Here is a 25719-nt window from a genome sequence, read left to right as displayed (position 1 = left end):
TTACTAGATTATTTTTTTGGTCTTTTGTGTTATTTTTGTTTTTATTGAAAGATCAATCAGAGGAGGTGGTATACGGTAGTGTTTGAAAAAGCTAAAAATTTTATTTCTTAGGGTAGGTGATTTCTATGCTTGAAGCTTTTGGGAAATTCGTAGTGAAAAGTAAACTATTTATTATTCTCTTTTCTATCATCCTTGTATTTCCTGCCTTGATTGGAATGATGAGAACACCAATCAATTATGATATTTTTGCTTATCTTCCAGAAAACCTTCCTTCTGTACAAGGCCAAAACATTATGAATAAAACGTTTGGATATGGCGGTACAGGTATATTGATGGTGAAAAATAAAACAGATGTAGAAGTGGAAAATTTAAAAGAAAAAATAGAAAAAGTAGATGGCGTGGAAACGGTCAACTGGATTACCGATTTGGCTGATCTTACTTTACCTCGTGAATTTTTACCAGAAGATTTGGTTAATCAATTTTACGCTAATGATAGCACAATGATGCAGATTCAATTTCAACAAGAAGCTGCGTCGGAAAAAACCTATCATTCTGTACAAGAAATTAAAAAAATTCTAGGGCCAAATGTATACTTTGCGGGTACTCCACCTATGCTAACCGAACTACGTCAACTGCTTGAAAGTGAAATGTTTGTTTATTCGGCATCAGGAATTGGATTTATTTTGGTGCTTTTGGGATTGACATTGCCGTCGTTTATCATCCCTATTCTTATTCTTTTCTCAATTGGGGTTTCTATCATCTACAACTTAGGCTTCCCATATTATGTTGGTAGTTCAATGTCATATATCACTGCGGCGATTGCTGGAGCCTTGCAACTAGGGGTGACAATGGATTTTTCCATTTTTCTCGTTCATCGATATGAAGAAGAACGTAAGAATAAAGAAAAGAATGAAGCGATGATCGTTGCGATTAAACGTACAGCATTGGCTATTTTGACGAGTTCGGCAACAGCAGTAGCTGGTTTCCTTGCCATGGTTCCAATGGCATTAGGGATTGGTCAAGATTTAGGGATTACAATGGCAAGAGGTGTAATATTTAGCGTTTTATTGATTTTGACATTATTGCCGTCATTAATCTTAGTATTTGATAAGTGGATTCAAAAAGTGCAACATCCTGTGTTTATCCCTAGTTTTCAACGATTGGCCCAAGTGGTGACTCGTAAATATAAAGTGATATTTGTCGTCTTTTTGCTATTGTTTATTCCAGCAGTCATTGGGTTGAAAAACGTCAATGTTATTTATGATATCGATCAACTTATGCCAAAGAGTTTAGATTCAATTAAGAATCTGGATGTTATTAAAAAAGATTTCCCATCTACTGATTCGGCTTTCTTGGTTATGGATCAGACTCTTTCTGATCAAGATCGGATCACTATAAAAAAACAAGTTGAGAATATGGATGGGATCAAGAAGGTAATTAGCTATGATACGTTTGCAGATCCAACGATTCCTTCAGAATTTATTCCTGAAAATTTAAAAACGATGTTTATGAGGGACAATTACATTTATATGTTGGTACAAATGGAGTATGGATCGTATGACGAACGAACCACTCAGGCGATTCAACAGATCAATAACATGATTAAACCCTATGAAGGTCATATCTATCTCACAGGTCAATCGGTGTTACAAAACGATCTAACAAAAACTGTACAAGATGACATTAAAAAAGTAGATTTGATTTCTATAGTGGCCGTATTATTAATCATTGCTTTAGCCCTTCGCTCGATTGCATTGCCGGTGATATTGGTGGGTGGAATTGAGTTAGCCATCTATTTTAACCAAGGACTTGATTTTTACCTTGGACGCTCGATGCCGTTTATCGGTTCATTCGCCATCGGTGCGATTCAACTTGGAAGTACGATCAACTATGCCATTTTGCTAGTGACCCGTTATAAAGAGGAATTAGAAAATTTATCAAAGGTAGAAGCGATGTATCGGGCTTTAAAAGCGAGTGGAAAAGCAATCTTAAGTAGCGCTCTTGCTTTATTTGCTGCAGTGATTGGAATTTATATATTCTCTGACATTAGTTTACTGAGGGACTTAACATTTATGATTGCTCGTGGTGCGATTATTTCTTTAGCTGTCATTCTTATCTTGTTACCAGCCGTATTGCTTACATTAGAAACATTTACATCAAAACTAACGCTTGGCTGGCCAAAAATAAAAATGGAAAAGCAACAAAAGAGAACAGTAGAATCTATTGATTTAGCAAAATAATGATTTGAATCGGCAACGGTTTTTGTGAAATCAACATATATGGAGAGGAGAAATGAAAATGAAAGTGATAAAAAAAGCAATCCCTGTATTAACGGCTTCTATCATTTTCTTAACGCCCGTAACTGGAACTTTTGCTGCATCTCCAACAGATGTGACCGATCGAGAAACAGTTTATAGTTTGCTTAATCCTGATGGTACAGTGAAGAAATCGATTGTTGTCGATTGGTTGCAATTAAAGGGAAATGGAAATGTAACCGTGAAGGATATAGGACAGTTAAAAAATCTTAAAAATGTAAGTGGTACAGAGAAACCTTCGATACAGGATGGACAAATTATCTGGAATACTCAAGTTAATGGCGAAAAGTCTATTTATTATTCTGGTGAAACCAACCAACAACTCCCGGTTGATGTATCCATTAGCTATTATCTAGATGGGCAAAAAATGGATGCTGCCTCCATCGCGGGGAAAAACGGTACGGTTAAAATTGAAGTAAAGTTAAAAAATCTTCTTAAACAAAATAAAACGATAACCTATCAAGGATACAATGGAGCAAAGCAAAGCGTAAAGACAGATTTGGTGACACCAATGTTGTCCCTTGTATCTATTAATATTCCAAGTGATCATTTTACAGATATGAAACTTGGGGATGCCATCACTGTGATGACAGGAAAACAGCTGAATGCGACTTGGATGGTTGTACCTAATCCTGAAGAAACGATAACACTTGAAATGAAGGGGACAGATATTGAATTTGAACCTATAACGATTACTCTCATTCCAAAACTCCCTTCAGTACCAGAAGTGCCAGTAAAAGGACAATTGGAACAATTAACTAGTGGTGTTCAACAAATTTCTACCGCGTTAGAGCAATTTGGCAATGGGGCGACTCAATTAGCAAATGGTCATCGTCAGTTAAAGAATGGTTTAAATGGACTATCACAAGGGATTGATCAACTGATTCAAGTAAATCAGGCGCAAACTGCCCTTTTGAAGCAGTCGCTCGATACGAATCAGCAAATTCTTGCTATAGCACAACAATTAGCTGCACAAAAACCAGAAGATCAAAGTTTACAGATGCTTCTTCAAGCGGTTCAAGGAGAGCAACAAATGTTAACGGTACTAGCTAATGGAGGAATGTTGCAAGGACAACCATTTCCTGGTTTAAATACGATGAATGAAGGATTAAATCAATCAAGAGCTGGGGCTGATCAGTTAGCGACTGGTGCAGATCAATTGGAGAAAGGGATTCTTAATTTTGGAACTGGAATCACGAAATTGTCGGGTGGAGTCGCTGAAATGAAGAATGGATTGATCACTGGATTGGATAAACTGTATGAAGGAGAAGCAATTTTGGATCAATCCATAGCAGCTGCTGAACAATATAATACATTTCTTGGTAAACCAGAGGGAGCAAATGGTGAAGTACGGTTTATCTTAAAAACAGATGCGATAAAGAAAGGACAAACAAAAGGATCACCAGAGCAAAAAACAATTGGAACAACGGAGAATAAGAAAGTGGAAAGTACCTCATTCTTTGATAAAATCATCAAATTTTTTACAAATTTATTTTAAGCATTTTGCATAATAATAAAAGATCAACAAATTTTTAGTAACGAAAGGAAAGAATCAGCATGAAAGTGGGAATCTCATTAGGGGGTGGAGCGATACGCGGCTTATCTCATATAGGAGTGTTAAAAGTTTTTAAACAGCATCAAATTCCGCTTGATTTTATTATAGGTACCAGTATGGGTGGTGCCATTGGTGGATTGGTTGCTGCGGGAATAGATATTGAAGAAATTGAGGAATTTGTACTTTCAACTCCATCCTATCGGTTAATCGATATTGGAATTTTAAAACGTGGAATTTTTGCCGGAAACAAAATTTACTCAATACTTATTCAATTATTGGAACAAAAAGGACTTGGAGATTTGAAAATTGAAGACCTGAAGATTCCCTTTCGGGCTGTATCTGTAGATTTAATTAAAGGAAATATTTTTGTTTTTGACAAAGATAGTCTGGTTTTGGCGATACGGGCGACTACATCAGTGCCAGGCGTTTTTTCCCCTGTTCATTATAAAGATATGGTGTTGGTGGACGGGGGAGTTTTGAATAACCTCCCAGCAGATTTATTGCGTGCAGCTGGTGTAGACGTTGTTGTTGCCGTTGATGTTGAAAAAGAACATGAAGAACAAGAACCTAGTAATCTTTTGGAAGTCATTTATCGGGCATATACGATCATGACAACAGAACAACGACGAGCGAATCTTAAATATGCGGATGTAGTGATTCGACCAGAAGTTGGACATATTTTTGCGTTTGACATTGGGAAAATTCGTGAATGTATAGAAGCAGGAGAACGAGAAGCTCATAATAAAATTCATGAAGTGATCTCATTGTTAAAATAAGTCTTAAATGGAGGTTATGATGATGAAAAATTTTCTTAGTATCGAAAGAAGATATTCAACATAAAAAAATATTCATAATCTAGTGTTGACTTGCATATATTATTGTAGCCTATATTGGAGGTGAACTGTTTAACATGAATATCTTTCGCGATATGATCAATTATGTTGGGATTGCTAATTCCGAGGATTATCCTGAAACACCAATTTGTTTTAAGCAGTTTACACTTAATGAAAAAATAAATGTACCAGAGCAAAAACCTGATATTGAACAAATTCTCAAAGTTATGTCTATTGTTAAAATCATTAATAAAAGATTAATAAAAACACCGTATAATAAAAAAATTATAATTGATGGTGTAGTGAAACAAATATTTGTGTATACTGCTGCAACACCTGAACAATCCGTGCATTCCTTTAATAATGAGATTCATTTTTGTGAAATGATCATAATTGATAACGAAGTGAATGAGGATTTAAAACAATTAAAAATAAAAATTGTGGTGGAAGATATTCATGTTTTCCACCACGATTTAAGAAATATTCAAGTAAGCAAAGTTTTATGTGCAATCATAGAATTTGATCATTATCTTCCTCCTCCTCATTACGATGAAGAGGAAGAATAATTATTTTAGTACCGTTTGTAAAAGTGTATTTAGCGTAGTCCAAACAAACAATGTTACACATTTATTAATAGTGCGTGGATCAAGAAGATTCACTTCAACGTTTTCAATAATTACATTTACTGGTCCTGCTAGTATATCTTTGAGTGAAAGTCCTAATGAAGTTAGTAATTGCTCAACGGTAGATCCTGCAGGAATCACTAGTGGTATATTAATGAATGTACAGAACGGATGTTCATAATGGGATGAATGAACAGATTGTTCAGGCACACCCGCTGTGTAGACAACTTTTTGTCTCAATATACCTTCTACGATGACTTTAACTCCAGTAGGGGTTAGTATTGTTCGGTTATCCGTTACTATTGCCTCGACTAAAACAGAAATGATTTGTTCTACATTAGGTTTAGCTTCAGGAATGGTTAATCTCTCTTGAATTGCTATTTCATTATTGGGGTTTAATGGGCCGATAACTGGAAATTCACTAGGATCCGTAATTCCAATAATTTGAACAAAATCTCTCTGTGCCAATTTTAACACCTCCCTCTATCGCATGTAATTTATTTTATGTTTTTGAAAGAAAGAAGATATAATGAAACAGTCTATTTTTAATTTGGTTTAGCTAGGGAAAGGTTGAGAGGAAACAAATTCATGACGATAAAAATTTTAGTAGATGCTGATGCAATGCCTGTAAAAAAAGAAATTGTAAATGTAGCAAAAGAATTTCATTTACCGGTTATAATGTTTGCCGATACGAGTCATTTGATTGATGATGGTTATTCCAAAGTCATCACCGTTGATAAAGGAAGAGATTCAGTTGATATGAAGCTCGTCCAATATGTCAAAGCAAATGATATTGTGATCACGCAAGATTATGGCGTTGCTACCATGGTATTAGCGAAGCAGGCTTTTGCCATGCATCCTAATGGGTTCTTATTTCAAGCTGATAACTTAGATCAACTCCTATTTGAACGCTATCTCTCACAAAAATCACGAAGAGCGGGAATAAAAACCTCTGGACCAAAAAAACGTTCCAAAGGTGCAAATCATCTATTTGAATTTGAATTTCGCAAACTAGTTCAACGAGTTTATTTTATGATAAAGTGAAACATCATCCCTTCGTTCTGTGTTTGCTAAGAAAAAAATAGATCACCAGAAGAACCAGAATTATAAAACCTATTGGCAATGAATAGTTACGCAACGTCATCACAATCATTGACAAATTTCCTCTAAATACTTTGCTCAAAAAGAGAATAAAAAAACTCCATGGAATAATCCCTGTAAATGTGAGTATGGTATAGCGCCAATAGGGAACTTTCCCAATCCCTGCAACATAAGAAATATACATTCCTATCGTAAATGGACGTGTAAGACAAATACTCCATTCCCCATAGCGCTTAAACCAAAACTTTGCTTTCGCCAGCTGTTTACTAAATTTCTTTTGAATTTTTTGTTCTAATTTAAAACCGATCATATAGGGTATATAACTAGCAACGGTAAAGGTTAAACTCATCCCTATAGCCAGCCAAATCATCTCTTGTTTGGTTGGGTTTAAAAGGTATCCATAGCTAACAATGAAAATGAGAGATGGTAATGGAAGAGTTGAACCTTTAATAAACATGGCTATAAATAGGCCAATCATTCCAATGTCATTGAGATAATTCATGATAGTTTGTAGCATGTTTATTCCCCAATCGATGATTCTAACATCATATTTGATTTCATTATATTCTTACTTATTTATCTCAATTATTTTGGCCAATTTTTACCTATTAAATGTAATGTAATAATATTTGAACAGGGATTTTATTTCTGAATGTTCCTTCTGATTATTTAAAAAGAGATGAGTTTCACTAGGCTGTGTTTGCGCGATCACTCTTCCATTTCTAATAGAATTGGATACGGGCACTTGACGGCGAATCGCATCATATGAATTTTTAGCAGGAAGGATGATAAGATTCCCTTGTTTTCCTACTTAAACCACCTTAACAACCACATAATTCCTGACAACACTAGACTCAACACAATACTAGTCATTACCGGAAAATAAAAGCTGAAGTTTTCTTTTTTAATCACAATATCTCCTGGCAACCTGCCCAATGACAAGAATCGACCACCAAATTGCCAGATCACTCCGATTACAATCAATAGAATTCCAAGACTAATGAACAATTTAGACATTGGATTCATCAGGAATACTCCTTCCTAAATGATGATACGCTGCGTTGGTTACCATTCTCCCTCTAGGTGTTCGTTGCAGAAAACCAATCTGCATCAAATAAGGTTCATACACATCTTCAATCGTATTTGACTCTTCACCAATCGATGCGGCTAATGTATCTAAGCCAACAGGACCACCTTTGAAATTATCAATGATGGTGGTGAGTAGTTTATGGTCGATATGGTCTAAACCCAAACGGTCTACTTGAATTTGTTCTAAGGATGATTTGGCTACTTCTTCTGTAATCATCCCATCAGCCACTACTTGTGCAAAGTCTCGAACTCGTTTTAATAAGCGATTGGCTACCCTTGGTGTTCCTCTTGAACGCAAAGCAATCTCTTTGGCTGCATCTCCTACTATTTGCACATCTAGTAAATCAGCAGCCCTCGTGACGATATAGCTTAATTCCTCTACCGTATAATATTCTAAACGACTTACTACCCCAAAACGATCACGAAGTGGAGAAGACAATAGACCTGCTCTGGTGGTTGCACCTACTAAAGTAAACTTAGGTAGATCTAATCGCACAGATCTTGCACTGGGTCCTTTACCGATAATAATATCTAGCGCAAAATCCTCCATCGCCGGGTATAAAACCTCTTCTACACTACGGTTTAGACGATGAATTTCATCGATAAATAGAACGTCTCCTTCTTGGAGATTGGTTAAAATCGCTGCTAGATCCCCTGGGCGTTCAATGGCAGGACCCGAAGTAGTGCGAATACCTACTCCCATTTCATTAGCAATAATATTAGATAACGTTGTTTTTCCAAGTCCAGGCGGTCCATACAATAGTACATGGTCAAGGGGTTCATTGCGCAATTTGGCAGCCTCAATAAAGATCTTTAAGTTTTCCTTTGCTCTAGTTTGCCCAATATATTCAGATAAAAAACGAGGACGTAGGCTAAATTCTACGGTTTGATCTTCTGACAACATTTGTGATGAAATAACGCGATCCTCCATTGCCCTTTCCTCCTATTCCCTCATCAATATGATCAATGCTTGCTTAATCAGGCGGTCAAGAGATTGGCCACTTTCAATCGAATCTTGCAAAGCTTTTACTGCTTTTTGAATCTCTTGATCATGATAGCCAAGCGATTTCAAGGCTTCTATCAATTCAGATCCTGCCTGTAATTCGCTAACCACCTTTAGATTTTCTTCTTCTATTTTAGCAGATGGCATTCCTTTAAAGGTTAATCCCTTGACTTTATCCTTTAAATCTAGAATGATTCTTTGGGCGGTTTTCTTTCCTACTCCAGGCATTTTGGTTAAGGTTTTCTCATCTTCTGTAGCAATAGCCTGAATCACCTGATTTGGATTGCCTTGACCTATCATCGCTAGTGCGCCTTTAGGGCCAATCCCAGAAACACTTAACAATAGGCGAAATAAATAACGTTCTTCTTTTTCTTGAAAACCAAATAATCCCATCCAATCTTCACGAAAATAATGATGAGTATGTACGAAGCAATCTTGGTTTAACAAAGCTTGATAGCTTTCAGGGCGAGGGACAAAGATTTGATAGCCAATCCCATTCACATTGATTACAATGTAATCCTCTTCAATTCCAACCAAAATTCCTTGAATAAAATCGATCATTTGCTATTCCCCTTATTGATGATTGCTGTCATTTTTGCAGAATGAACATGGCAGATGGCAATAGCCAAAGCATCGGCTACATCATCTGGCTTAGGTACTTCCTTTAGACTAAGATACATCCTAACCATTTCTTGTATCTGTTTCTTTTCTGCTCTCCCATATCCAACAATCGCTTGTTTTATTTGTAATGGTGTATACTCAAAAATTGGAAGATTTGCTTCCACGGCAGCAAGCATAAGAACACCTCTAGCTTGGCCAACTGTAAAAGCTGTCGTTACGTTTTTATTAAAATATAGTTTTTCAATCGAAACAGCCTCTGGTTGATAGTTCTGAATAATTTCTTTTGCTGCATCATAAACCTGTTTTAAACGAATTCCTGTATCTAAACCTGCTTTGGTTTGGATACTACCATATTGAAGAGGACGAATCTGATTTCCCTCTTTTTTGATCACACCAAAGCCGACGATCGCAATTCCTGGGTCAAAACCTAATATAATCACACTATTTCCCCCATAAATGTATACGAACATATATTTTCATATGCTGATTATATCAGAAAAAAGCAAACAAAAAAAGCCACTTATTAGCGGCTTTCGTTATCATCCATTGAAAATTCACTGTAGGTCGATAAAATACTATTATATTCTGCTAAATCTCGAATTGGAATTCCTTGATGTAATTGTTCGATCGGTTCAGAAGGAAGCGCACTTTCCAAACTATCAATATCAATTCGGAAAAAAGTTTCGATCACTTCATTCTCATTTGGAGTACCTTGATATAAGGTAAAATAACCATCTGGGCTTAGACCAAAATAAGCACCATTCTTAATCTTTGGCGATAAATCTTCAAGGTACCTCTCCATCTTGATTTCCTGATCTGTTTTTGCAATGATTTTCCAACCAGCATATTTTTGTTCTAATTCTGTGAGTGAAGTATAACTTTCATTTTTCGTTTCTACCAAATCTTCACCTACAACATAGTGAGTGACCATCACTAGTTTTGTGTTAATCGGTGAGGTTACCTCTTGAGCCAGTGGTTCAGTTGCATCACTGTTTGGTTCTTCACCCTTTTCAGTTAAAAGAGGATAAAAGCCAATGGCCAATGCAATAAGAAGTAATGTAATCAAATATGAATATTTTGTTTTATGATTCCCGAAAAACATAGAAAAAAACTCCTTTTTTGGTCTTTTTTTTATTCATAACCAAAAAATAAGGAGTTTATACCTACAATGTGAATGTAATTAGAAAATTAGTTAAATGCCAGGCATCAGTAACCGTTTATGCTCACTATTACGATGGAGTCGTTCGATTTCCTCAATCACTTCTGGTTTTCCTTTCCCAGTTAACAAATATCGATCTAAGTCTTCATATGTAAAGCCCATCTCTTGTTCATCGGTTTGACCTGCCCATAAATCTGCTGAAGGGGCCTTGGTGATAATTTGCTTAGGAATACCTATATATTCTGCTAAAATTCGAATTTGATGTTTGGTCAAACTAGAAACTGGGTTAAAATCTGCTAATCCATCGCCACCCTTTGTCATATAGCCCACATAGATCTCTGAATAGTTACAGGTATCAGAAACAAGGTATCCTAATTGTCCTGCGATTCCATAAAGAGTGGTCATTCGGAGTCTAGCTTTTGTATTCCCCTTTGCCAAATCATTTAGTTTTTCTATCTTTTCCATTTCCTTTGTAATGGCATCGAAGGCAGGGCCTACATCCACCGTAACCAACTTTAAATTGATCGCTTCTACTAGTGCCTTTGCATCCTTTTCATGTACAGGACTAGAATAGGCAGGCATCCAGATTCCAAGCACATTCTCTTTTCCTAAGGCTTTTATACATAATGCTGCAGACACCGCACTATCGATCCCACCGGAAATCCCGACAACTGCTCCTTTTGCATGAGCACTTTCGATATACTCACGGATAAAATCTGTTCTTTTTTTTACATCTTCTTCGATATTTTCTAGGTAGGCTTCTAGTTTTTGTTGAAAAATATCCATGGAACTTCCTCCTTTTGTTTAGGCTTGTCTTTTATTCATTACCAAAATCATACACAAGTTTGTAGCTTGTTTCAAATCAAATTCTTTTATTGCTAATCAAATCCTTACAATTTCTTTTTGATATTGTGTAAAACGATCCCATTCCTCCATATAATGGTTCATCATTTTGCTAACATTCTTTCTTCTATATTTTTCTGGTCTTTTATATACACCAAGACTTTCACGAAAAAATTCATTAGGATATAAAGATAATTGATGAATCAATTTTTTCTCCTGATCCCTTAGTTTATGATTCTGTTGGTATTGTTCTTCCATCTGTTGAAATATATTCAAATCCCATTCCCACTCAACCATCGCTCGATTGAATAACTGCCAAACATCTAATATCTGTACTTCATAACCAGCTAAATCAAAATCAATCATCGATGTTTTTTCTCCAATTAAAAAGTTGTGACTAGCTACATCCCTGTGGGCTAACATTCGATTGTCTATTGCTTCTTGCTGCAAGCGATTCATCCATTGGCCATCTAACGTTTCTAGTGCTCTTTCTGCAAAATGAATCATATCAGGCCCTAAGGTTATAATTTGTTGCTCAAAAGGATCTAGATTTGTTTTAAAAAGAAGATTCTGATACAGTTGTTTAAATTCATTCAGGCGATCCATCCATTTTTCTTGGATTGTAGAGCGTTTTTTAGGCTGGGCTTTCGTCTGAATCCATGATCCATGATGATGAAATTCTGCAAGAACATTTAATACTAGAGATAGGTCTTCTAAACAATGATAATCTGCATGTCGACCTTCAACATATTCCATCACCATAAAAGGATGCTCGAATGTGCCAAACCAGGGAATTTGATAACGATTTGCTACAATTTGCGAAAAATGAGCAAACCCTTTTCTTTTTAGTGCTTGAGTCATATCATATAACCAATGAATCAGAATAGCCTGTTTAGGATACGCCTTTATAATCCATGTTCCTTGGTTCGATTCGACTTGCCACAAATGATATAATGATTTGATCTGGGTAGGTTCTATCCCATAGTTATTAATAAGCTCTTGACTTAGCCATTCTTCCATTGTAAAAACCTCCTAATATTCAAGTGAAATAAAATGCTATCCCCTAAAAATTAAGGGATAGCAGGTATGCATTTGTAATTAGTCATCCTGTTTAGAAGAATGGACGAGGTCTCTGAGGAAAAGGAGCCCGATGGCTACCATGAGAGCTACTCCCCATCGAACTGCTGGAGCTTGGGCTTGATGAGCTTGAACTGCTCCCATCCGAGCTAGAACCCATACTTGAACTGCTTTCCATAGAACTGCTAGAGCCATAGCTTGAGCTTCCATCCCATTCATAGGCTGGATACATTCCCATTGGCATTTGTAGACATGGATCCATCATATACGGAATTTGTCCATATGGCATTTGTGGTCTCATCGGCATTCTTCTTGGAATTCTAGGCCTTGGACCCATTTGCCATGGTGATACATAGGGTGACATCGGCATTTGTGGTTGCATTGGCATCGTCGGTAGCATCGGCATCGGCATTTCTGGCATCATCGGCATATAATGGTGGTGATGATGATGTTTGTGTTTTTTATGCTTATGATGAGGTGGCATCATTGGCATGGGCATCATAGGCATTTGTGGTAGTAATTGTGGTGCTGGTGGAGCTGGGGTCTCCGGCTCTGGTATGACCGGTGGTTGTGGAACAGGCATCTTTGGTGTTGGACGCTTCGGTTCCATTGGCATTCCTCCTGTTGGTATCATAATTTTCATCCCAACATCAATGACATCAGGATTTGTAATTTGAGGATTCGCATCGATTAAGGTTTGCAAATCCACATTATGTCTTTGCGCAATTTTCCAAAGAGTATCTCCTTTTTTGACAATATAAATCTTCATTGTCTACCCTCCTTGCTAAATACACTACATCATATGCGCCTATGAGTATTTTGCTAATGATTTGGGCACAAAAAAACTCGCCTTCTTATTAAAGAAGCGAGTTTCATCGTTTATTCCTTTTTTAGGTTTTCTTATCGTTTAGATTGCTGTTTGATGAACTTCTGGATAAACTTGAATGCCATCCTCTTTCACTAACTTTTGGAACTCATTGAGTAAGGCTTTGGTAATTGGACCACGTGAACCATTTCCAATCATACGCCCATCTACTTCAGAAACAGCAATCACTTCTGCTGCTGTTCCCGTTAAAAAGACCTCATCCGCTACAAAAACATCGTGACGAGTGAAAGGCTGTTCCAATACTTCAAATCCCAAACGTCTAGCAATATCCATAATGGCTTGACGGGTAATTCCCTCTAAGGCACCTAAATAGCTTGGTGGGGTATAAAGCTTTCCATTCTTTATAATGAAAATATTATCCCCTGATCCTTCGGCCACATAACCTTCACCATTTAACATTAAAGCCTCACTTACCCCAGCTAAATGAGCTTCTATTTTTACCAATATATTATTTAAATAGTTAAGAGATTTAATCTTGGGATTCAGAGCATCTGGAGTATTTCTTCTTGTCGGTACGGTAATAATTTTTAGACCCTTTTCATGCATTTCCTCATTAAATAATTTAATTTTATCAACAATAATAATCACTTGAGGATGATGGCATGTAAATGGATCTAAACTTAAATTACCTTTTCCTCTTGAAATCACTAAACGAATATAGGCATCCTTAAGGTTATTCTTCCTTACTGTATTTACAACGCTTTCGATCATTTCTTCCTTTGACATTGGAATATCTAGTAGGATCGATTTTGCAGAATCATATAGTCGGTCTATATGTTCCTTTAATCGGAAAACGTTCCCCGAATAGACACGGATTCCTTCAAAGATACCATCACCATACAAAAAACCATGATCAAAAACAGATACTTTTGCCTCTTCTTCCGTTACATACTCCCCATTCATGTAAATATATCGTTTTTCCTCTGAGTTCTCTCCCATTCTCCCCAGATCCCCTTTCCATTTTTTTGAAAATACATGACTGTAATTAACCATCATTATAAAGAGTTAAAGAAATGAAGTCAATATAAAATTTTAAATAATCTGTCGATTAGCCGTAGAGTGGTATACTATTGCCCCTTCTTTTTCAATGGATAATGTTTTAATTTGAAAGTCTATTTGCTCGTCCATAGCTACATTTTTCAAGTAATTTTCCATCGTAGAAATTTGTTGTTCATTGACAAAAAGTAGAATAGTTGGCCCAGCCCCACTTAAAGCAGCACCGTAAATGCCCATCTGTTCCATATCATCCAAAATTCGCTTTAACCCTTTTACCACGTTTTGCCTATATGGCTGATGAATTCGATCGTTCATTGCAGTAGCAAGCTTTTCGATTTGCCCAGTCATTAAAAAAGAGATGAGTAAAGCCGTTTGACCTATATTGTAAGCAGCATCTTTAACTGGAATATGGTTTGGAATTTCTTTTCTCGCCGATTCAGTCGATAATGTATAAGTGGGGATAGCTAACATTAAGCGAAGGTTTTCAGCAAATGGAAAATGTGTGATCATTGCTCTTTTTCCATCAAAGGATGTGGCAACAAATCCACCAAACAATGAAGCACCAACATTATCTGAATGACCCTCTAGTTGGGAAGCAATTTGAAAAAGCTCTTCTTTCGACTTTTTCCTTTCTAATAGTTCATTTGCCGCTAATAATCCTCCAACGATGGCTGAACCACTGCTACCTAATCCTCGTGATAATGGAATTTCACTTTCAACTTCAAGGGAAATTGGAGGCAATTTTTGTTCTTCTAAGTGAAATAAATGCTCCATAACCTGATAAATCAAATTGCTTCGATCCCTTGGTAATGAGGATAAATGATCTCCAATAATCTTGATCGAGGTCTTTGCTGCTGGTTTAAGACGAATGATTAAATACAGTGGCAAAGCAAGCCCCAAGGAGTCAAACCCTGGTCCTAGATTAGCTGTACTTCCAGGAACCTTCACTTCAAACATCTGTGCATTCATATTGCTTAACCTCTCTCTGTTAAAGATTGAATCGCTTGTAGGACGGCATCATAGTTATTCTCAACGATCGTTGGCTTGGTATTTACCGTCTGTACTGCAATGTTCGGATCCTTTAGTCCATGGCCTGTTAAGACGCTTACGACAGTAGATCCTTTAGGCAAATATCCTTCCCTCCACTTTTTAAAGATACCTGCTAAAGAAGCTGCTGAACCTGGCTCGACAAAAACACCTTCTTTTCTAGCAACCAATTGATACGCTTCTAAAATTTCATCATCTGTTACAGAATCGATAACCCCTTGAGATTCTTGAACGGCGTTCATAGCCCCATTCCAGCTTGCTGGACGGCCAATTCGAATGGCTGTTGCAATCGTCTCAGGATGTAAAATCGGTTCCCCCTTGACAAGAGCAGCTGCTCCTTCTGCTTCAAAGCCTAACATTTTTGGTAAAGAAGACATTTTTCCTGCCTCTTTGTATTCTTTAAATCCTTTCCAATAAGCTGTTATATTGCCTGCATTTCCTACAGGAATGGCCAAATAATCTGGTGCAAACCCAAGTTCATCCACAATTTCAAAAGCTGCCGTTTTTTGTCCTTCAATCCGATAGGGGTTCACAGAGTTAACTAGAGTATAGGCTTCTTGTTTGGAAATCTCCCGAACAATATCTAAGGCATCGTCAAAATTCCCTTTAATAGAGATGACCTTTGCACCATATGTGAGGGCTTGCGCTAATTTTCCTAGAGCAATATTAGCGTCTGGAATGACAACAATACTGTCCATTCCGGCACTTGCTGCATAGGCGCTTGCTGCTGCAGATGTATTTCCAGTAGAAGCACAGATGACTGTTTTGTTTCCTTCCTCAAGGGCTTTAGTTACAGCTAAAACCATGCCCCTGTCTTTAAATGATCCAGTTGGATTCATCCCTTCAAATTTTAAAAATAAGCGAATCCCTAACTCTTTAGAAAGCTGTTTTGCTTCAATTAAAGGAGTATTTCCTTCATGAAGAGATAATATAGGTGTCTGTTCATTGATTGGTAAAAATTCTTGATATTTTCTTAATAATGGCTGCCAACTCATGCGATTTCCCCCTCCTCAACTGGATAAACACTACTGATTTGATCAATAATTTCTAATTTTTCCATCAATGCTAAAAATTTATTTAACTGTGCTTTTGATGTTTCATGGGTGATTAAGATTAATTGAGCTTTTTGTTCTTCTGTATCAGGTAACTGGAGAATCTCTTGCAAGCTAATCATGTGTTCAGCCATATGTTGGGTAATCTTTGCAAGAACTCCAATTTGATCAAGAACCCTCAGACGGATAAAGTAACGAGAGGTAATTAAATCGTCGGATTTTAATTGTTTTGGCCGGTACGGAGCAACGACCCCTCTACCATTAACCCCCAAATTCATTTGCTTTATCACAGTGACAAGGTCAGAGACAACGGCTGTAGCGGTGGGAAGTTGACCTGCTCCTGGACCATAAAACATCGTTTCCCCTACCGCTTCCCCATATACATAGATCGCATTGTATACCCCACTTACTTTTGCTAAAGGATGGTGTTTGTTAACCATGGTAGGTTGGATGCTTACTTCAAGAAGATTATCATTTTGTTTGGCAATACCTAGGAGTTTAATTTCGTAACCAAGTTGTTTACCAAATCGAATATCCTCTTCGGTCACTTTAGTGATCCCTTTGACTTCTACATCATGAACATTCACATCCATGTGAAAGGCAAGATTGCTTAAAATCGCCATTTTTCTTGCAGCATCATAACCTTCTACATCAGAGGTAGGATCTGCTTCGGCATAACCCAATTCTTGAGCCTTTACCAAAACTTCATCAAATGGTAGTCCTTCTTCACTCATCTTCGATAAAATATAGTTGGTCGTTCCATTAACGATTCCAACCACCTTAGTAATACGATCGGAGGCAAAGCCTTCAACCAATGCACGAATAATTGGGATTCCCCCTGCAACACTTGCTTCGTAATATAGGTCGCAATGGTGCTCACTTGCCATCGCCAAGAGTTCTGCTCCATGAAGAGCCATTAGGTCTTTATTTGCTGTAACCACATGCTTCCCTTTCTCTAAAGCAAACATCAGATATTCATAGGTAGGATGGATATTCCCCATCACTTCAATAATTACATCAATTTCTGAGTCTTTTAATACTTCCCATGGATCATCTGTCACTAATTGTTTATCGATAGAGATCTCCCTTTTTTTATCCTTATCTTGCACTAAAATCTTTTGAATCGTAATACGATTTCCAGTTTGCTTGATTAAATCCTCTTGATGGCCTTCAATCAGTTTTGCCACACCAGTGCCCACCGTACCTAATCCAAGCAATCCGACTTTAATCTCTTTTTCCCCACTCATCTTTTCTCTCTCCTATCCTCTTCCTAATATTTGTGTTTTGCGTACTCCCGGCATTTTTTTTAAAGTATCTAGTAAATCGGTAACACTTAATTCCATATAGACGGTATCGATTGATAGAATTACATTCGCCGTCTCTTGCAAAGGGATGGTTTGGTTGATCGTTAAAATATTCCCACCAATCTGAGCAATATAGGTTAAAACCTTGGACAAAATTCCTGATTTATGTTCAAGATCCATCGAAATGGTCACGATCTTTTCTTTCATCATTGCATTAAAGGGAAAGACCCCATCTTTGTATTTATAATAGGCACTTCGACTTAAGCCAACTTTTTCTACCGCTTCATACACGGTTTCTACTTCATGACTATCCAGTAACTTTTTTGCTTCAATCGTTTTTAAAATCGCTTCAGGTAAAATGTCTGACCGCACTAAATAATAGATTTCTTCACTTTTTCGTTTACTCATTATTGTCCCCCTGAAATAAACATTTGTTTGTTTATAATAGACATTGTAATCCTTCTTTTCACTTTAAACAAGTAAAATTTTTAAGGGAATAAAAAAAACTTAGGGTTTCCCCTAAGCTGGTCTTCACTAAATGATTCTATTCCTTTAAGTTATTCTACAAATTCAAATTCATAATCAGCAATTCGAACACTATCTCCATTTTCGGCACCTAATCTACGCAATTCATCATCTACACCCATCTTCCTTAAGATTCGAGCAAAGCGCTGAACTGAATCATAGTGATTGAAATCCGTCATTTTAAATAGTTTTTCTATTTTTGCTCCTTCAACTACATAAATTTCATTTTCTTTTCTTACAGTAAAAGTATCTTCTTCCACAGGTTCATCCTTATAGACTTTTCTTTCCTCTTGTTCAATCTCTTCAACAAGCGGTGTTGCTGGTATTTGATCAAGCAGATCAGCAATTCCATATAATAATTCTTGAACTCCTTGTTTTGTTGCAGCTGAGATTGGATAAATGGGATACTGCTCCCCTACATTTTCGCGAAAATGGGCTAAGTTCTCTTCTGCTCCTGGTACATCCATTTTGTTCGCGGCAATAATTTGTGGGCGCTCCATCAGTCTTAAATTATATTGCTCCAATTCCTGATTGATTTTGACCCAATCCTGGTAAGGGTTCCTTCCTTCTGTGCCTGCCATATCAACAACATGGACAATAACTCTGGTTCGTTCAATATGCCTTAAAAATTGATGGCCTAATCCTGCACCTATATGGGCTCCTTCAATCAATCCTGGTAAATCAGCCATTACAAAGCTCCGCCCATCTCCTACATCCACAACACCTAAATTAGGAGAAAGGGTTGTAAAATGGTATGCTGCAATTTTGGGCTTTGCTTTGGAGACAGAAGAAAGTAAAGTAGATTTCCCTACACTCGGGAATCCAGCTAGCCCAACATCAGCCATCACTTTTAATTCTAAAACCAAATAACGTTCTTCACCAGGCTCACCCTTTTCAGCGATATCTGGAGCAGGGTTGGCAGGTGTTGCAAATCTCATATTCCCACGGCCACCACGGCCACCCCTTGCTACGACAACCCTTTGATCATGACGGGTTAAATCTGCAATCACTGCTTGGGTATCATCATCAATAATCACTGTCCCAGGTGGAACTTTGATCACCATGTCTTCTGCATTAGCCCCGTGCTGTGCTTTGCTACGGCCATGTTCCCCTCTTTCCGCTTTGAAATGCTTTTGATAGCGAAAATCTAATAAGGTTCTTAATCCCTCATCAACTTGAAAAACAATATCCCCACCTTTTCCACCATCACCACCAGCGGGACCGCCCATAGGAACATATTTTTCTCGGCGGAAGGCTTTTTGGCCATTGCCGCCATCACCAGCTTTTACATAAATTTTTACTTTATCTACAAACATGATTTACACCTCTAATTCCTTTAAACGGAAAGTGAAGTTCCATGATACATTCATCTTCATTGTATAAATCGATTTCAAATTTTCCACCTTCAGAGTCAATTTGTTTGCCCATGGCTTTTATTTTCTCCATCACGGGGCTAATATTTCCCTCATATTCAAAGATGATAATCATTTTTTTGTCTAAGTTGTTTAGTGAAAGAAATAAGGAATGGTATTCTTCATCCATCTTTGCCCTTTGATCAAAAAGATCAAGAAATCCTTTTAAATGGTGTAAAATCCACTTTCCATCCACATCTTCTTCTTTGATTTCTAACCCTTCATCTAGTTCTAATTCTATATTTAGTTTTGGGTATTCGATCATCATCATATACAAAAAAACGGCTAATTCACTTGGTTCAAAATTTGAAATGATGCTTCGCTTTTTTGCATCTTCAATGACCTTTTGTATGTAGTGAGGAATTTGCTCATATTTTTTTAATGAAACATACCCTAAGATCACTTGAAAATGGTTTAACCAATCATGACGATAAAATTTCATCAGATCTATTATTTTTATATGATAATCATCGCTTCCTTCTTCATTCGTTTGTTGAATCAGATTCTTATCTATCATGTACTCAACTCCACTTTCTAATTCCTATCATCCATATAGTATATCAAAGGTTATGGTTTTGGCAAAAAAAATTCCCAGCCTATTGACTGGGAATCGCTTTAATCTAATCAGATTTAAATCAAACTCTTAAGCTTCAGCAGCTACAGGATAAACACTTACTTTTTTACGGTCACGTCCAAGACGTTCAAATTTCACAACGCCTTCTACTTTAGCAAACAAAGTGTCATCGCCACCGATACCCACATTTACACCTGGATAAATTTTAGTACCACGTTGGCGAACTAAAATGCTACCAGCAGAAACGTGTTGTCCGTCAGCACGTTTTACACCAAGACGTTTTGCAATACTATCACGACCGTTTTTAGTACTACCTACTCCCTTTTTAGAAGCAAAGAGTTGTAAGTTCATTTTTAACATAATGTCCACCTCCTGTTAGGATGTTTGTATATTGACTCGTATATAGCGACCATATTCTTTTTCAATCATTAACAACGATTCAACAAGTGCTTTCATCAGCAACTGTAATCGATCATCTGTTATAGGGTCATCCATTTGCGGGACGTTCCAAAATAAATAACCACCCTGTTTAGGATTTTCCTCTGGCTTTAAGTCTATTCCTAGTAAAATTTCTACAGAATTGACTGCTCCTAAAGCCAAAGCTGAAACCGCTGAACAGACGATATCTTGACCAAGCTTGCCAAAATTAGCGTGCCCGTGAATAGTAACTTGTAAAATCCGTTGTTCATCGCTCGATTTTATTACTTTAACTTGAATCATCGTTTTAATTAAGCATTGATTTTTTCAATAACTACTTTAGTAAATGGTTGACGATGTCCTTGTTTTTTATGGTAGTTCTTCTTCGCCTTGTACTTAAAGACGATAATTTTTTTACCTCTACCGTGTTTTTCTACTTTACCTGTTACTTTTGCACCTGCAACTGTTGGGTTACCTACGACTATACCATTGTCTTTGGAAACAACTAAAACTTGATCAAATTCAACAGTTTCCCCTTCATTTGCTGACAATTTCTCAATGTAAATGACATCGCCTTCTTGAACCTTGTACTGTTTACCACCTGTTTTAATAATTGCATACATGAATGCTGAACCTCCTCTTTTTAGGGACTCGCCAAAATTAGGTGCAACAAGATGCTTTAACCCATTTTGTGCGGTACTCGTGTATTTAACACATACTTTAAGAATAGTAACATAATTGAAGGGAAGTGTCAACAAATCCAATCAAAATCTCTTAATATGGAACTAATCCACCTTGTGATGGATCTCGAATTGGTGAAGATGAAAAGCTGGATTTCCTTTCACTTGAACCTTCATTCCTAGTTGTTTTTCTAAACGATGTAGGTTCTCTCCATTTATCCCAATTAAATAAGATGTGACATAGGGATGAGCCTCAACTAGCAGACTTTGAATAGTCGTGTAATCTTGGTAGGTTACAAGCTCCTTCTCGATCTTCCGACTCATTTCCTCTTCTGAAATCACTTTACCTATTCCATCACACATGGGGCAAGTCCTTAATAAAGTACTCTCCAAATTTTGGCGTACTTTTTTCCTCGTCATTTCAACTAGACCTAGCTGAGTATAACCTAAGATATTGGATTTAGTTCGATCCTTCTTCATTTCTTCTTGTAAGATATGAAGCGTTTTTTCTCTATGTTCTTCCTGTACCATATCAATAAAATCAATAATAATAATCCCGCCAATGTCCCTTAATCTTAACTGACGAGCAATTTCTACCGCTGCTTCCATATTTGTTTTAAGGACGGTTTCTTCCAAATTAGTGTGGCCGATATATTTACCAGTATTCACATCGATTGAAGTGAGTGCCTCTGTCCTGTCAATGATCAAATATCCTCCACTTTTTAACCATACTTTTCTTTTCATCGCTTTTTCGATCTCAGCTGTGATATGAAAAGCATCGAATACCGATTCTTTTTCTGTATATAAATAAAGACGTTCTGTTAATTCGGGTGCGGAATATTGAATCATCTCACGTATTTTACGATATTGGAAGCCATCGTCGATCATGAATTGAACGACATCCTCAGATAATAAATCTCTAACTAAACGGGGGACTAAATCCAAATCTTTATATAATAACATTGGTGAATGGCTCTTCCAACTTTGTTCTAATACTTTTGTCCAAATCATTCGTAAAAATTGAAAATCTCTTTTTAGCTGTTCTTCGCTAGCCCCTTCAGCTACTGTACGAATAATCATTCCATCATTAGCTTGCTTCAAAGATTCTCCAATCGTTTTTAATCGATTTCGTTCTTCTTCACTCTCTATTTTTCTTGATACGCCAATATAATCCCCGTCTGGAATGTAAACAAGATATCTTCCAGGGATAGAAATATGACTTGTCACCCTTGGCCCTTTATTGCCAAAGGATTCTTTTTTGACCTGTACGAGCACTTCCTGCCCTACTTGCAAAACTTCTTTTATTGTTGGTAGCACTTTCTTTCCTCGCTCTTCTTGCTTTTTGGAAGGGACAGCATCATCCACATACAAAAAAGCATTTCGGTCAAGGCCAATATCGACAAAAGCAGCCTGCATTCCTGGCAACACGTTAACTACCTTTCCTAGGTAGATATTTCCAGCTAGTTGTTCATCATCAAGTTTTTGAACATAAAATTCCACAAGTCGTTCATCTTCTAGTATGGCTGCTCTTGAATCATGCTGTGTCACATGGACAATGATCTTTCTCATCGTTTCCCTTCCTTCCCGTCCAAATTCTATTTAATTTATTTTATCATATCCTGATAGTCAGAGTATATGATGAATGGGTTGATACAATTCTTTTCCCTGATAAATGGTTTGTAGTACTTTTTCTTCGGGGAGTACACGAATCACCTCACCATTATTGGATAATAGATAAAAAAGATGATAACGTTGTTTTCTTAATAAACGTAAAGCCTGCATCACAGTAGTGTCTTGATGGACGATAATAGGAATAGCAGCTACATTTCTCATTGGTTCCATTTGTACCTTCATCAAGAGAAATTGCCAAAAATGATAAGGTAATTGCTTTGCATCCATCCAATTGATGTAGATAAAAAAGATCGCTAGAAAAAGACCATTGATATTCATTTTCTCACTAAATCCAAACCCACTTCCCCAAATAAGAAAAATCACGGATAAAAAAAGACTTAAAAAAATGGAGGTATGGATCGCTTTTCTAAATGACAAAAAGATGTAAAAAAAGATCTTCATAAGTTTGCCCCCATCAAGGGGAGAAATAGGTAAAAGATTAAATAAACCAATCCAAGTATTTGCTTGAATAAAAAAAGTGGTCCAATCATTTGACCACAAATGTAATCTCTCAAAAACGATCGCGACCAAAATCATCATTAGATTTTGAAATGGCCCTGCAATCGCTACAATAAACTCTTGCCAGAGTGAATCTGTTGCTTGTTCTACTTTGGCTACTCCACCAAAGGGCAATAGCTGAATCTCCGTTACTTTCCAGTCATAACTTCTTGCTGCAAAGACATGTCCAAGTTCATGAATAATCACAATTCCAAATAGGGTAATGATTTCTAAAAACTGCCCTGTAAGAATTGCCCCTACAATCACAAGCCAAAAAAAAGGATTAATAGCGATTTTGGTTTCAGATAGGATGTTAATCAAACGGTATCACACCCAAAGGATTGATGTATTTGTCTTGGTTTTTCATAGCAAAAAACAAGATTCGTTCTGTTCTTCCAACCATTTGACCTGCTTCAATCCAATCATTTGTAGTTACTTCAATTTTGCTAAGTCTTCCATAAATACTTTCAATTCCATTGGTATGACGAATTATGATGGTCTGTCCTAGCTTTTGGTCTTCCCCTACAAATTTAACTAATCCTCTGTCTACCGCAACAACGGTTTCAGCTGAATTGGTTTGGATCAGGATTCCCTGATCTGCTCCTTTTACATCAATAGGTGGAGTGTTGATAGGGGACCCAAAAACTTGAGTCTCGGATGATTTTTCTTTGATGGCGAAGGTAGGTAAAATCGCTGGGTTCCCTGCAAATGTTTCGTGATACCAACGATTCACACCAGCAAAATTATATTCCTTTGTTAAAGCCTCTTTTGTAAAGTTTTGGATCATTTGAGCAACAGGATGGTTTGATTGAAATACAAAATAAAGGGCGGTAATTAGCACCAGCGATAAAAAAATCCTAAATACAGACTTAAAATGATCTTTATTCTCTACTTGGGTTGAATAGGGATAGGTTTTCTTTTTGGTTGGAAATGGGATACGACTAGGTTTTTGCGGCCCCCTCACACTTCTCATCCTTTCGGCTTGTCTTATTTAAAAGTAAAGAAAGTGTAACTTTCTTCCTCTCATCATTGGAGGTTTGTATATTCCAAAAACAGCGATCGTAGGACGACTAGCAGCTTTAGCTGTGTAGCGTCACTTGTACACTTTGTGTACTTTGGGAATGTATTTCTCACCTTTTTTTCTGTCATAGAAATATACGGACAACGGAGCGCGTTGGAATATACAAACTTAATAAAAGATATGACAAGCCAAAGGAATATATACCTTATTCAAACATTAATGTTTTTCTTCTCATCCCTATATTTAAAATAATTCCTAATGAAATAAAATTGGCCAATAAAGAACTTCCCCCATAACTAATAAAAGGTAACGGAATCCCTGTAATCGGCATTAAACTAATGGTCATGCCCACATTCTCATAGATGGTAAAGACCCACATGCCGACCATTCCAGCAGCTACATAAGTACCAAAGCGGTCTTTTGATTCCATCCCAATCCGAACAATACGATAAATCAAGAGAAAAAAGAGTAAGATCAATAAACTAGCCCCTATAAAGCCATGCTCCTCTGCAATCACAGAAAAGATGAAGTCTGTATGGGCCTCAGGTACCCAGTTATTCTTCCCCTGTTTTCCCTGATATAAGCCAACTCCTTTTAACATTCCTGAGCCAACAGCGATTAGCGACTGGATCACTTGATATCCACTGCCTACTGGATCCTTACTAGGATCTAAAAAGGAAGTTAATCGAAGCCACTGGTATTTAGCGATGATTTTGAAGAAGATTTTTTCCTGAAAATAATAAAGATACGTTAAGAATGCAATCCCTGTTGCTCCTATACTACCTAAGATGGCAAAATGTTTGATTTTTACTCCGTAGACTAACATCATACTAACCATGATCGTAATAAAGACTAATCCAGTCCCTAAGTCAGGTTGTAAAAGAATTAAAAGGAGAGGAGCACCAATGATCAAAAAAATAGGATAAAGATCAATAAATCGATTAAAAGGCCGTTCTTCTCGTTTATGAAGGTACCTTGCTAGGGTGATAATCGTAAAAATTTTCATCGGCTCTGACGGCTGAAATTTTATCCCAGCAATTTCGTACCACCCCGTAATACCTTTTGTTTCGTCTGCAAAAAATAATAGCCCTAGTAATAGAACCATTCCAATTCCATATAGAAAGTACGCGTATTGGCTTAATAGTTCATAATCAATCAACAAGACCATGATCAAGACAAAGAAACCTAACACAAACCAAATCAATTGTTTTGTTGCAAAAGAACTATCTGGTTTTGCACTAGAAATCCCAAAATAACTAAATACACCTAAGCCAATAACGATCATAATGATCCAATAATCAATATATTTGAGATATTTTTTTGAAAAATCCATCCTTGAAGCCTCCCTAAAAGAAAGCTCGGCCTATGCCAAGCACACTACTATTATAACCTACAAAGCACACCGAAAAAATAGCAG

29 protein-coding genes are annotated in these 25719 nt (G+C 37.0%); 5 read left to right on the top strand and 24 right to left on the bottom strand.

The window, feature by feature from the left end:
- Positions 1 to 125 precede the first annotated feature (125 nt).
- From TEPIDINF_RS01810 to TEPIDINF_RS01795, 4 genes are all read left to right on the top strand, one after another.
- Positions 126 to 2240 (top strand): efflux RND transporter permease subunit, encoded by a 2115-nt coding sequence (locus tag TEPIDINF_RS01810; protein WP_201024129.1) that lies wholly within the window; start codon positions 126 to 128, stop codon positions 2238 to 2240.
- A gap of 58 nt (positions 2241 to 2298) precedes the next feature.
- Positions 2299 to 3813 carry a hypothetical protein gene (locus TEPIDINF_RS01805; protein WP_421691243.1) on the top strand — a complete coding sequence of 505 codons (1515 nt, stop codon included), beginning with the start codon at positions 2299 to 2301 and terminating at the stop codon, positions 3811 to 3813.
- Between the two features lie 59 nt (positions 3814 to 3872).
- Positions 3873 to 4646 carry a patatin-like phospholipase family protein gene (locus TEPIDINF_RS01800; protein WP_068723161.1) on the top strand — a complete coding sequence of 258 codons (774 nt, stop codon included), beginning with the start codon at positions 3873 to 3875 and terminating at the stop codon, positions 4644 to 4646.
- A 134-nt stretch (positions 4647 to 4780) separates the two neighbouring features.
- Positions 4781 to 5269 (top strand): DUF3794 domain-containing protein, encoded by a 489-nt coding sequence (locus tag TEPIDINF_RS01795; protein WP_068723159.1) that lies wholly within the window; start codon positions 4781 to 4783, stop codon positions 5267 to 5269.
- Here the strand turns inward: TEPIDINF_RS01795 and TEPIDINF_RS01790 are convergent, their stop codons facing one another.
- Complete coding sequence (locus TEPIDINF_RS01790; protein WP_068723157.1) at positions 5270 to 5794, bottom strand: DUF3794 domain-containing protein; 525 nt, start codon at positions 5792 to 5794, stop codon at positions 5270 to 5272.
- Between the two features lie 120 nt (positions 5795 to 5914).
- Between TEPIDINF_RS01790 and TEPIDINF_RS01785 the strand changes: the two genes are divergently transcribed.
- Positions 5915 to 6370, top strand: a complete 456-nt coding sequence (locus tag TEPIDINF_RS01785) for a YaiI/YqxD family protein (RefSeq protein WP_201024128.1) — start codon at positions 5915 to 5917, stop codon at positions 6368 to 6370.
- A gap of 4 nt (positions 6371 to 6374) precedes the next feature.
- Here TEPIDINF_RS01785 and TEPIDINF_RS01780 read toward each other — a convergent pair whose 3' ends face one another.
- The 23 genes from TEPIDINF_RS01780 to rodA all read right to left on the bottom strand — a co-directional run bounded on the left by TEPIDINF_RS01780 (position 6375) and on the right by rodA (position 25635).
- Positions 6375 to 6944 carry a DedA family protein gene (locus TEPIDINF_RS01780; RefSeq protein WP_068723155.1) on the bottom strand — a complete coding sequence of 190 codons (570 nt, stop codon included), beginning with the start codon at positions 6942 to 6944 and terminating at the stop codon, positions 6375 to 6377.
- Positions 6945 to 7234: 290 nt separating this feature from the next.
- Positions 7235 to 7453: a DUF2905 domain-containing protein gene (locus TEPIDINF_RS01775; protein WP_068723153.1), complete on the bottom strand. Its 219-nt coding sequence runs from the start codon at positions 7451 to 7453 to the stop codon at positions 7235 to 7237.
- Positions 7437 to 8447, bottom strand: coding sequence for a Holliday junction branch migration DNA helicase RuvB (gene ruvB, locus TEPIDINF_RS01770; protein ID WP_068723151.1), 1011 nt, complete (start codon positions 8445 to 8447; stop codon positions 7437 to 7439). Before ruvB ends, TEPIDINF_RS01775 begins: the two co-directional genes overlap by 17 nt.
- A gap of 12 nt (positions 8448 to 8459) precedes the next feature.
- Positions 8460 to 9080, bottom strand: coding sequence for a Holliday junction branch migration protein RuvA (ruvA, locus tag TEPIDINF_RS01765; protein ID WP_068723149.1), 621 nt, complete (start codon positions 9078 to 9080; stop codon positions 8460 to 8462).
- The gene (gene ruvC / locus TEPIDINF_RS01760; protein WP_399167561.1) at positions 9077 to 9610 is read right to left on the bottom strand and encodes a crossover junction endodeoxyribonuclease RuvC; all 534 of its coding nucleotides are present in this window, start codon (positions 9608 to 9610) and stop codon (positions 9077 to 9079) included. Before ruvC ends, ruvA begins: the two co-directional genes overlap by 4 nt.
- Positions 9611 to 9663: 53 nt before the next feature.
- Positions 9664 to 10242, bottom strand: coding sequence for a BofC C-terminal domain-containing protein (locus TEPIDINF_RS01755; protein WP_068723145.1), 579 nt, complete (start codon positions 10240 to 10242; stop codon positions 9664 to 9666).
- Positions 10243 to 10332: 90 nt separating this feature from the next.
- Positions 10333 to 11085 carry an NAD(+) synthase gene (nadE, locus tag TEPIDINF_RS01750; RefSeq protein WP_068723143.1) on the bottom strand — a complete coding sequence of 251 codons (753 nt, stop codon included), beginning with the start codon at positions 11083 to 11085 and terminating at the stop codon, positions 10333 to 10335.
- 96 nt (positions 11086 to 11181) lie between these two features.
- Complete coding sequence (locus TEPIDINF_RS01745) at positions 11182 to 12162, bottom strand: phosphotransferase (protein WP_068723141.1); 981 nt, start codon at positions 12160 to 12162, stop codon at positions 11182 to 11184.
- Positions 12163 to 12253: 91 nt separating this feature from the next.
- Positions 12254 to 12988 carry a LysM peptidoglycan-binding domain-containing protein gene (locus tag TEPIDINF_RS01740; protein WP_421691242.1) on the bottom strand — a complete coding sequence of 245 codons (735 nt, stop codon included), beginning with the start codon at positions 12986 to 12988 and terminating at the stop codon, positions 12254 to 12256.
- A 138-nt stretch (positions 12989 to 13126) separates the two neighbouring features.
- Positions 13127 to 14044: a branched-chain-amino-acid transaminase gene (gene ilvE / locus TEPIDINF_RS01735; protein WP_068723136.1), complete on the bottom strand. Its 918-nt coding sequence runs from the start codon at positions 14042 to 14044 to the stop codon at positions 13127 to 13129.
- 93 nt (positions 14045 to 14137) lie between these two features.
- Positions 14138 to 15070 (bottom strand): homoserine kinase, encoded by a 933-nt coding sequence (gene thrB, locus TEPIDINF_RS01730; RefSeq protein ID WP_068723134.1) that lies wholly within the window; start codon positions 15068 to 15070, stop codon positions 14138 to 14140.
- Positions 15071 to 15075: 5 nt separating this feature from the next.
- The gene (gene thrC / locus TEPIDINF_RS01725; RefSeq protein ID WP_068723132.1) at positions 15076 to 16143 is read right to left on the bottom strand and encodes a threonine synthase; all 1068 of its coding nucleotides are present in this window, start codon (positions 16141 to 16143) and stop codon (positions 15076 to 15078) included.
- Positions 16140 to 17447: a homoserine dehydrogenase gene (locus TEPIDINF_RS01720; protein ID WP_068723130.1), complete on the bottom strand. Its 1308-nt coding sequence runs from the start codon at positions 17445 to 17447 to the stop codon at positions 16140 to 16142. The genes thrC and TEPIDINF_RS01720 overlap by 4 nt, the downstream gene beginning before the upstream one ends.
- Positions 17448 to 17459: 12 nt before the next feature.
- Positions 17460 to 17912 (bottom strand): ACT domain-containing protein, encoded by a 453-nt coding sequence (locus tag TEPIDINF_RS01715; protein ID WP_068723128.1) that lies wholly within the window; start codon positions 17910 to 17912, stop codon positions 17460 to 17462.
- A gap of 149 nt (positions 17913 to 18061) precedes the next feature.
- Positions 18062 to 19345 carry a GTPase ObgE gene (obgE, locus tag TEPIDINF_RS01710; RefSeq protein WP_068723126.1) on the bottom strand — a complete coding sequence of 428 codons (1284 nt, stop codon included), beginning with the start codon at positions 19343 to 19345 and terminating at the stop codon, positions 18062 to 18064.
- Entirely contained in the window at positions 19332 to 19958 is a 627-nt protein-coding gene (locus tag TEPIDINF_RS01705; protein WP_068723124.1) for a Spo0B domain-containing protein, read from the bottom strand. The genes obgE and TEPIDINF_RS01705 overlap by 14 nt, the downstream gene beginning before the upstream one ends.
- Positions 19959 to 20084: 126 nt before the next feature.
- Entirely contained in the window at positions 20085 to 20375 is a 291-nt protein-coding gene (gene rpmA / locus TEPIDINF_RS01700; protein ID WP_068723122.1) for a 50S ribosomal protein L27, read from the bottom strand.
- 15 nt (positions 20376 to 20390) lie between these two features.
- Positions 20391 to 20735, bottom strand: coding sequence for a ribosomal-processing cysteine protease Prp (locus TEPIDINF_RS01695; protein WP_068723120.1), 345 nt, complete (start codon positions 20733 to 20735; stop codon positions 20391 to 20393).
- A gap of 8 nt (positions 20736 to 20743) precedes the next feature.
- Entirely contained in the window at positions 20744 to 21055 is a 312-nt protein-coding gene (gene rplU, locus TEPIDINF_RS01690) for a 50S ribosomal protein L21 (protein ID WP_068723117.1), read from the bottom strand.
- Between the two features lie 162 nt (positions 21056 to 21217).
- A complete protein-coding gene (locus TEPIDINF_RS01685) occupies positions 21218 to 22681 on the bottom strand; it encodes an Rne/Rng family ribonuclease (RefSeq protein WP_068723109.1) in 1464 nt (487 codons plus the stop codon).
- 57 nt (positions 22682 to 22738) lie between these two features.
- Positions 22739 to 23602 carry a site-2 protease family protein gene (locus tag TEPIDINF_RS01680; protein ID WP_082732338.1) on the bottom strand — a complete coding sequence of 288 codons (864 nt, stop codon included), beginning with the start codon at positions 23600 to 23602 and terminating at the stop codon, positions 22739 to 22741.
- Entirely contained in the window at positions 23595 to 24245 is a 651-nt protein-coding gene (locus tag TEPIDINF_RS01675) for a M23 family metallopeptidase (protein ID WP_068723107.1), read from the bottom strand. Before TEPIDINF_RS01675 ends, TEPIDINF_RS01680 begins: the two co-directional genes overlap by 8 nt.
- Positions 24246 to 24507: 262 nt before the next feature.
- On the bottom strand, positions 24508 to 25635 hold the full coding sequence (gene rodA / locus TEPIDINF_RS01670) for a rod shape-determining protein RodA (RefSeq protein WP_068723105.1): 1128 nt from the start codon (positions 25633 to 25635) through the stop codon (positions 24508 to 24510).
- Positions 25636 to 25719 lie beyond the last annotated feature (84 nt).

Origin of the sequence: Tepidibacillus infernus, from assembly GCF_048898065.1 — a bacterium.
GTDB lineage: Bacteria > Bacillota > Bacilli > Tepidibacillales > Tepidibacillaceae > Tepidibacillus_B > Tepidibacillus_B infernus.
Note: the sequence above shows the minus strand (reverse complement) of the source record. Positions and strands in the feature narration are given on the sequence as shown.

Bases quoted from the DNA above. Each gene is read 5' to 3' on its own strand.
- obgE (WP_068723126.1), bottom strand. From the start codon at position 19,345: ATGTTTGTAGATAAAGTAAAAATTTATGTAAAAGCTGGTGATGGCGGC.
- ruvC (WP_399167561.1), bottom strand. From the start codon at position 9,610: ATGTTCGTATACATTTATGGGGGAAATAGTGTGATTATATTAGGTTTT.
- TEPIDINF_RS01805 (WP_421691243.1), top strand. From the start codon at position 2,299: ATGAAAGTGATAAAAAAAGCAATCCCTGTATTAACGGCTTCTATCATT.
- ilvE (WP_068723136.1), bottom strand. From the start codon at position 14,044: ATGGGAGAGAACTCAGAGGAAAAACGATATATTTACATGAATGGGGAG.
- nadE (WP_068723143.1), bottom strand. From the start codon at position 11,085: ATGGATATTTTTCAACAAAAACTAGAAGCCTACCTAGAAAATATCGAA.
- rpmA (WP_068723122.1), bottom strand. From the start codon at position 20,375: ATGTTAAAAATGAACTTACAACTCTTTGCTTCTAAAAAGGGAGTAGGT.
- TEPIDINF_RS01715 (WP_068723128.1), bottom strand. From the start codon at position 17,912: ATGAGTAAACGAAAAAGTGAAGAAATCTATTATTTAGTGCGGTCAGAC.
- TEPIDINF_RS01780 (WP_068723155.1), bottom strand. From the start codon at position 6,944: ATGCTACAAACTATCATGAATTATCTCAATGACATTGGAATGATTGGC.
- ruvB (WP_068723151.1), bottom strand. From the start codon at position 8,447: ATGGAGGATCGCGTTATTTCATCACAAATGTTGTCAGAAGATCAAACC.
- thrC (WP_068723132.1), bottom strand. From the start codon at position 16,143: ATGAGTTGGCAGCCATTATTAAGAAAATATCAAGAATTTTTACCAATC.
- TEPIDINF_RS01740 (WP_421691242.1), bottom strand. From the start codon at position 12,988: ATGAAGATTTATATTGTCAAAAAAGGAGATACTCTTTGGAAAATTGCG.
- rplU (WP_068723117.1), bottom strand. From the start codon at position 21,055: ATGTATGCAATTATTAAAACAGGTGGTAAACAGTACAAGGTTCAAGAA.
- thrB (WP_068723134.1), bottom strand. From the start codon at position 15,070: ATGAATGCACAGATGTTTGAAGTGAAGGTTCCTGGAAGTACAGCTAAT.
- TEPIDINF_RS01745 (WP_068723141.1), bottom strand. From the start codon at position 12,162: ATGGAAGAATGGCTAAGTCAAGAGCTTATTAATAACTATGGGATAGAA.
- TEPIDINF_RS01775 (WP_068723153.1), bottom strand. From the start codon at position 7,453: ATGAATCCAATGTCTAAATTGTTCATTAGTCTTGGAATTCTATTGATT.
- TEPIDINF_RS01795 (WP_068723159.1), top strand. From the start codon at position 4,781: ATGAATATCTTTCGCGATATGATCAATTATGTTGGGATTGCTAATTCC.
- rodA (WP_068723105.1), bottom strand. From the start codon at position 25,635: ATGGATTTTTCAAAAAAATATCTCAAATATATTGATTATTGGATCATT.
- TEPIDINF_RS01720 (WP_068723130.1), bottom strand. From the start codon at position 17,447: ATGAGTGGGGAAAAAGAGATTAAAGTCGGATTGCTTGGATTAGGTACG.
- TEPIDINF_RS01810 (WP_201024129.1), top strand. From the start codon at position 126: ATGCTTGAAGCTTTTGGGAAATTCGTAGTGAAAAGTAAACTATTTATT.
- ruvA (WP_068723149.1), bottom strand. From the start codon at position 9,080: ATGATCGATTTTATTCAAGGAATTTTGGTTGGAATTGAAGAGGATTAC.
- TEPIDINF_RS01685 (WP_068723109.1), bottom strand. From the start codon at position 22,681: ATGAGAAAGATCATTGTCCATGTGACACAGCATGATTCAAGAGCAGCC.
- TEPIDINF_RS01800 (WP_068723161.1), top strand. From the start codon at position 3,873: ATGAAAGTGGGAATCTCATTAGGGGGTGGAGCGATACGCGGCTTATCT.
- TEPIDINF_RS01785 (WP_201024128.1), top strand. From the start codon at position 5,915: ATGACGATAAAAATTTTAGTAGATGCTGATGCAATGCCTGTAAAAAAA.
- TEPIDINF_RS01695 (WP_068723120.1), bottom strand. From the start codon at position 20,735: ATGATTCAAGTTAAAGTAATAAAATCGAGCGATGAACAACGGATTTTA.
- TEPIDINF_RS01755 (WP_068723145.1), bottom strand. From the start codon at position 10,242: ATGTTTTTCGGGAATCATAAAACAAAATATTCATATTTGATTACATTA.
- TEPIDINF_RS01705 (WP_068723124.1), bottom strand. From the start codon at position 19,958: ATGATAGATAAGAATCTGATTCAACAAACGAATGAAGAAGGAAGCGAT.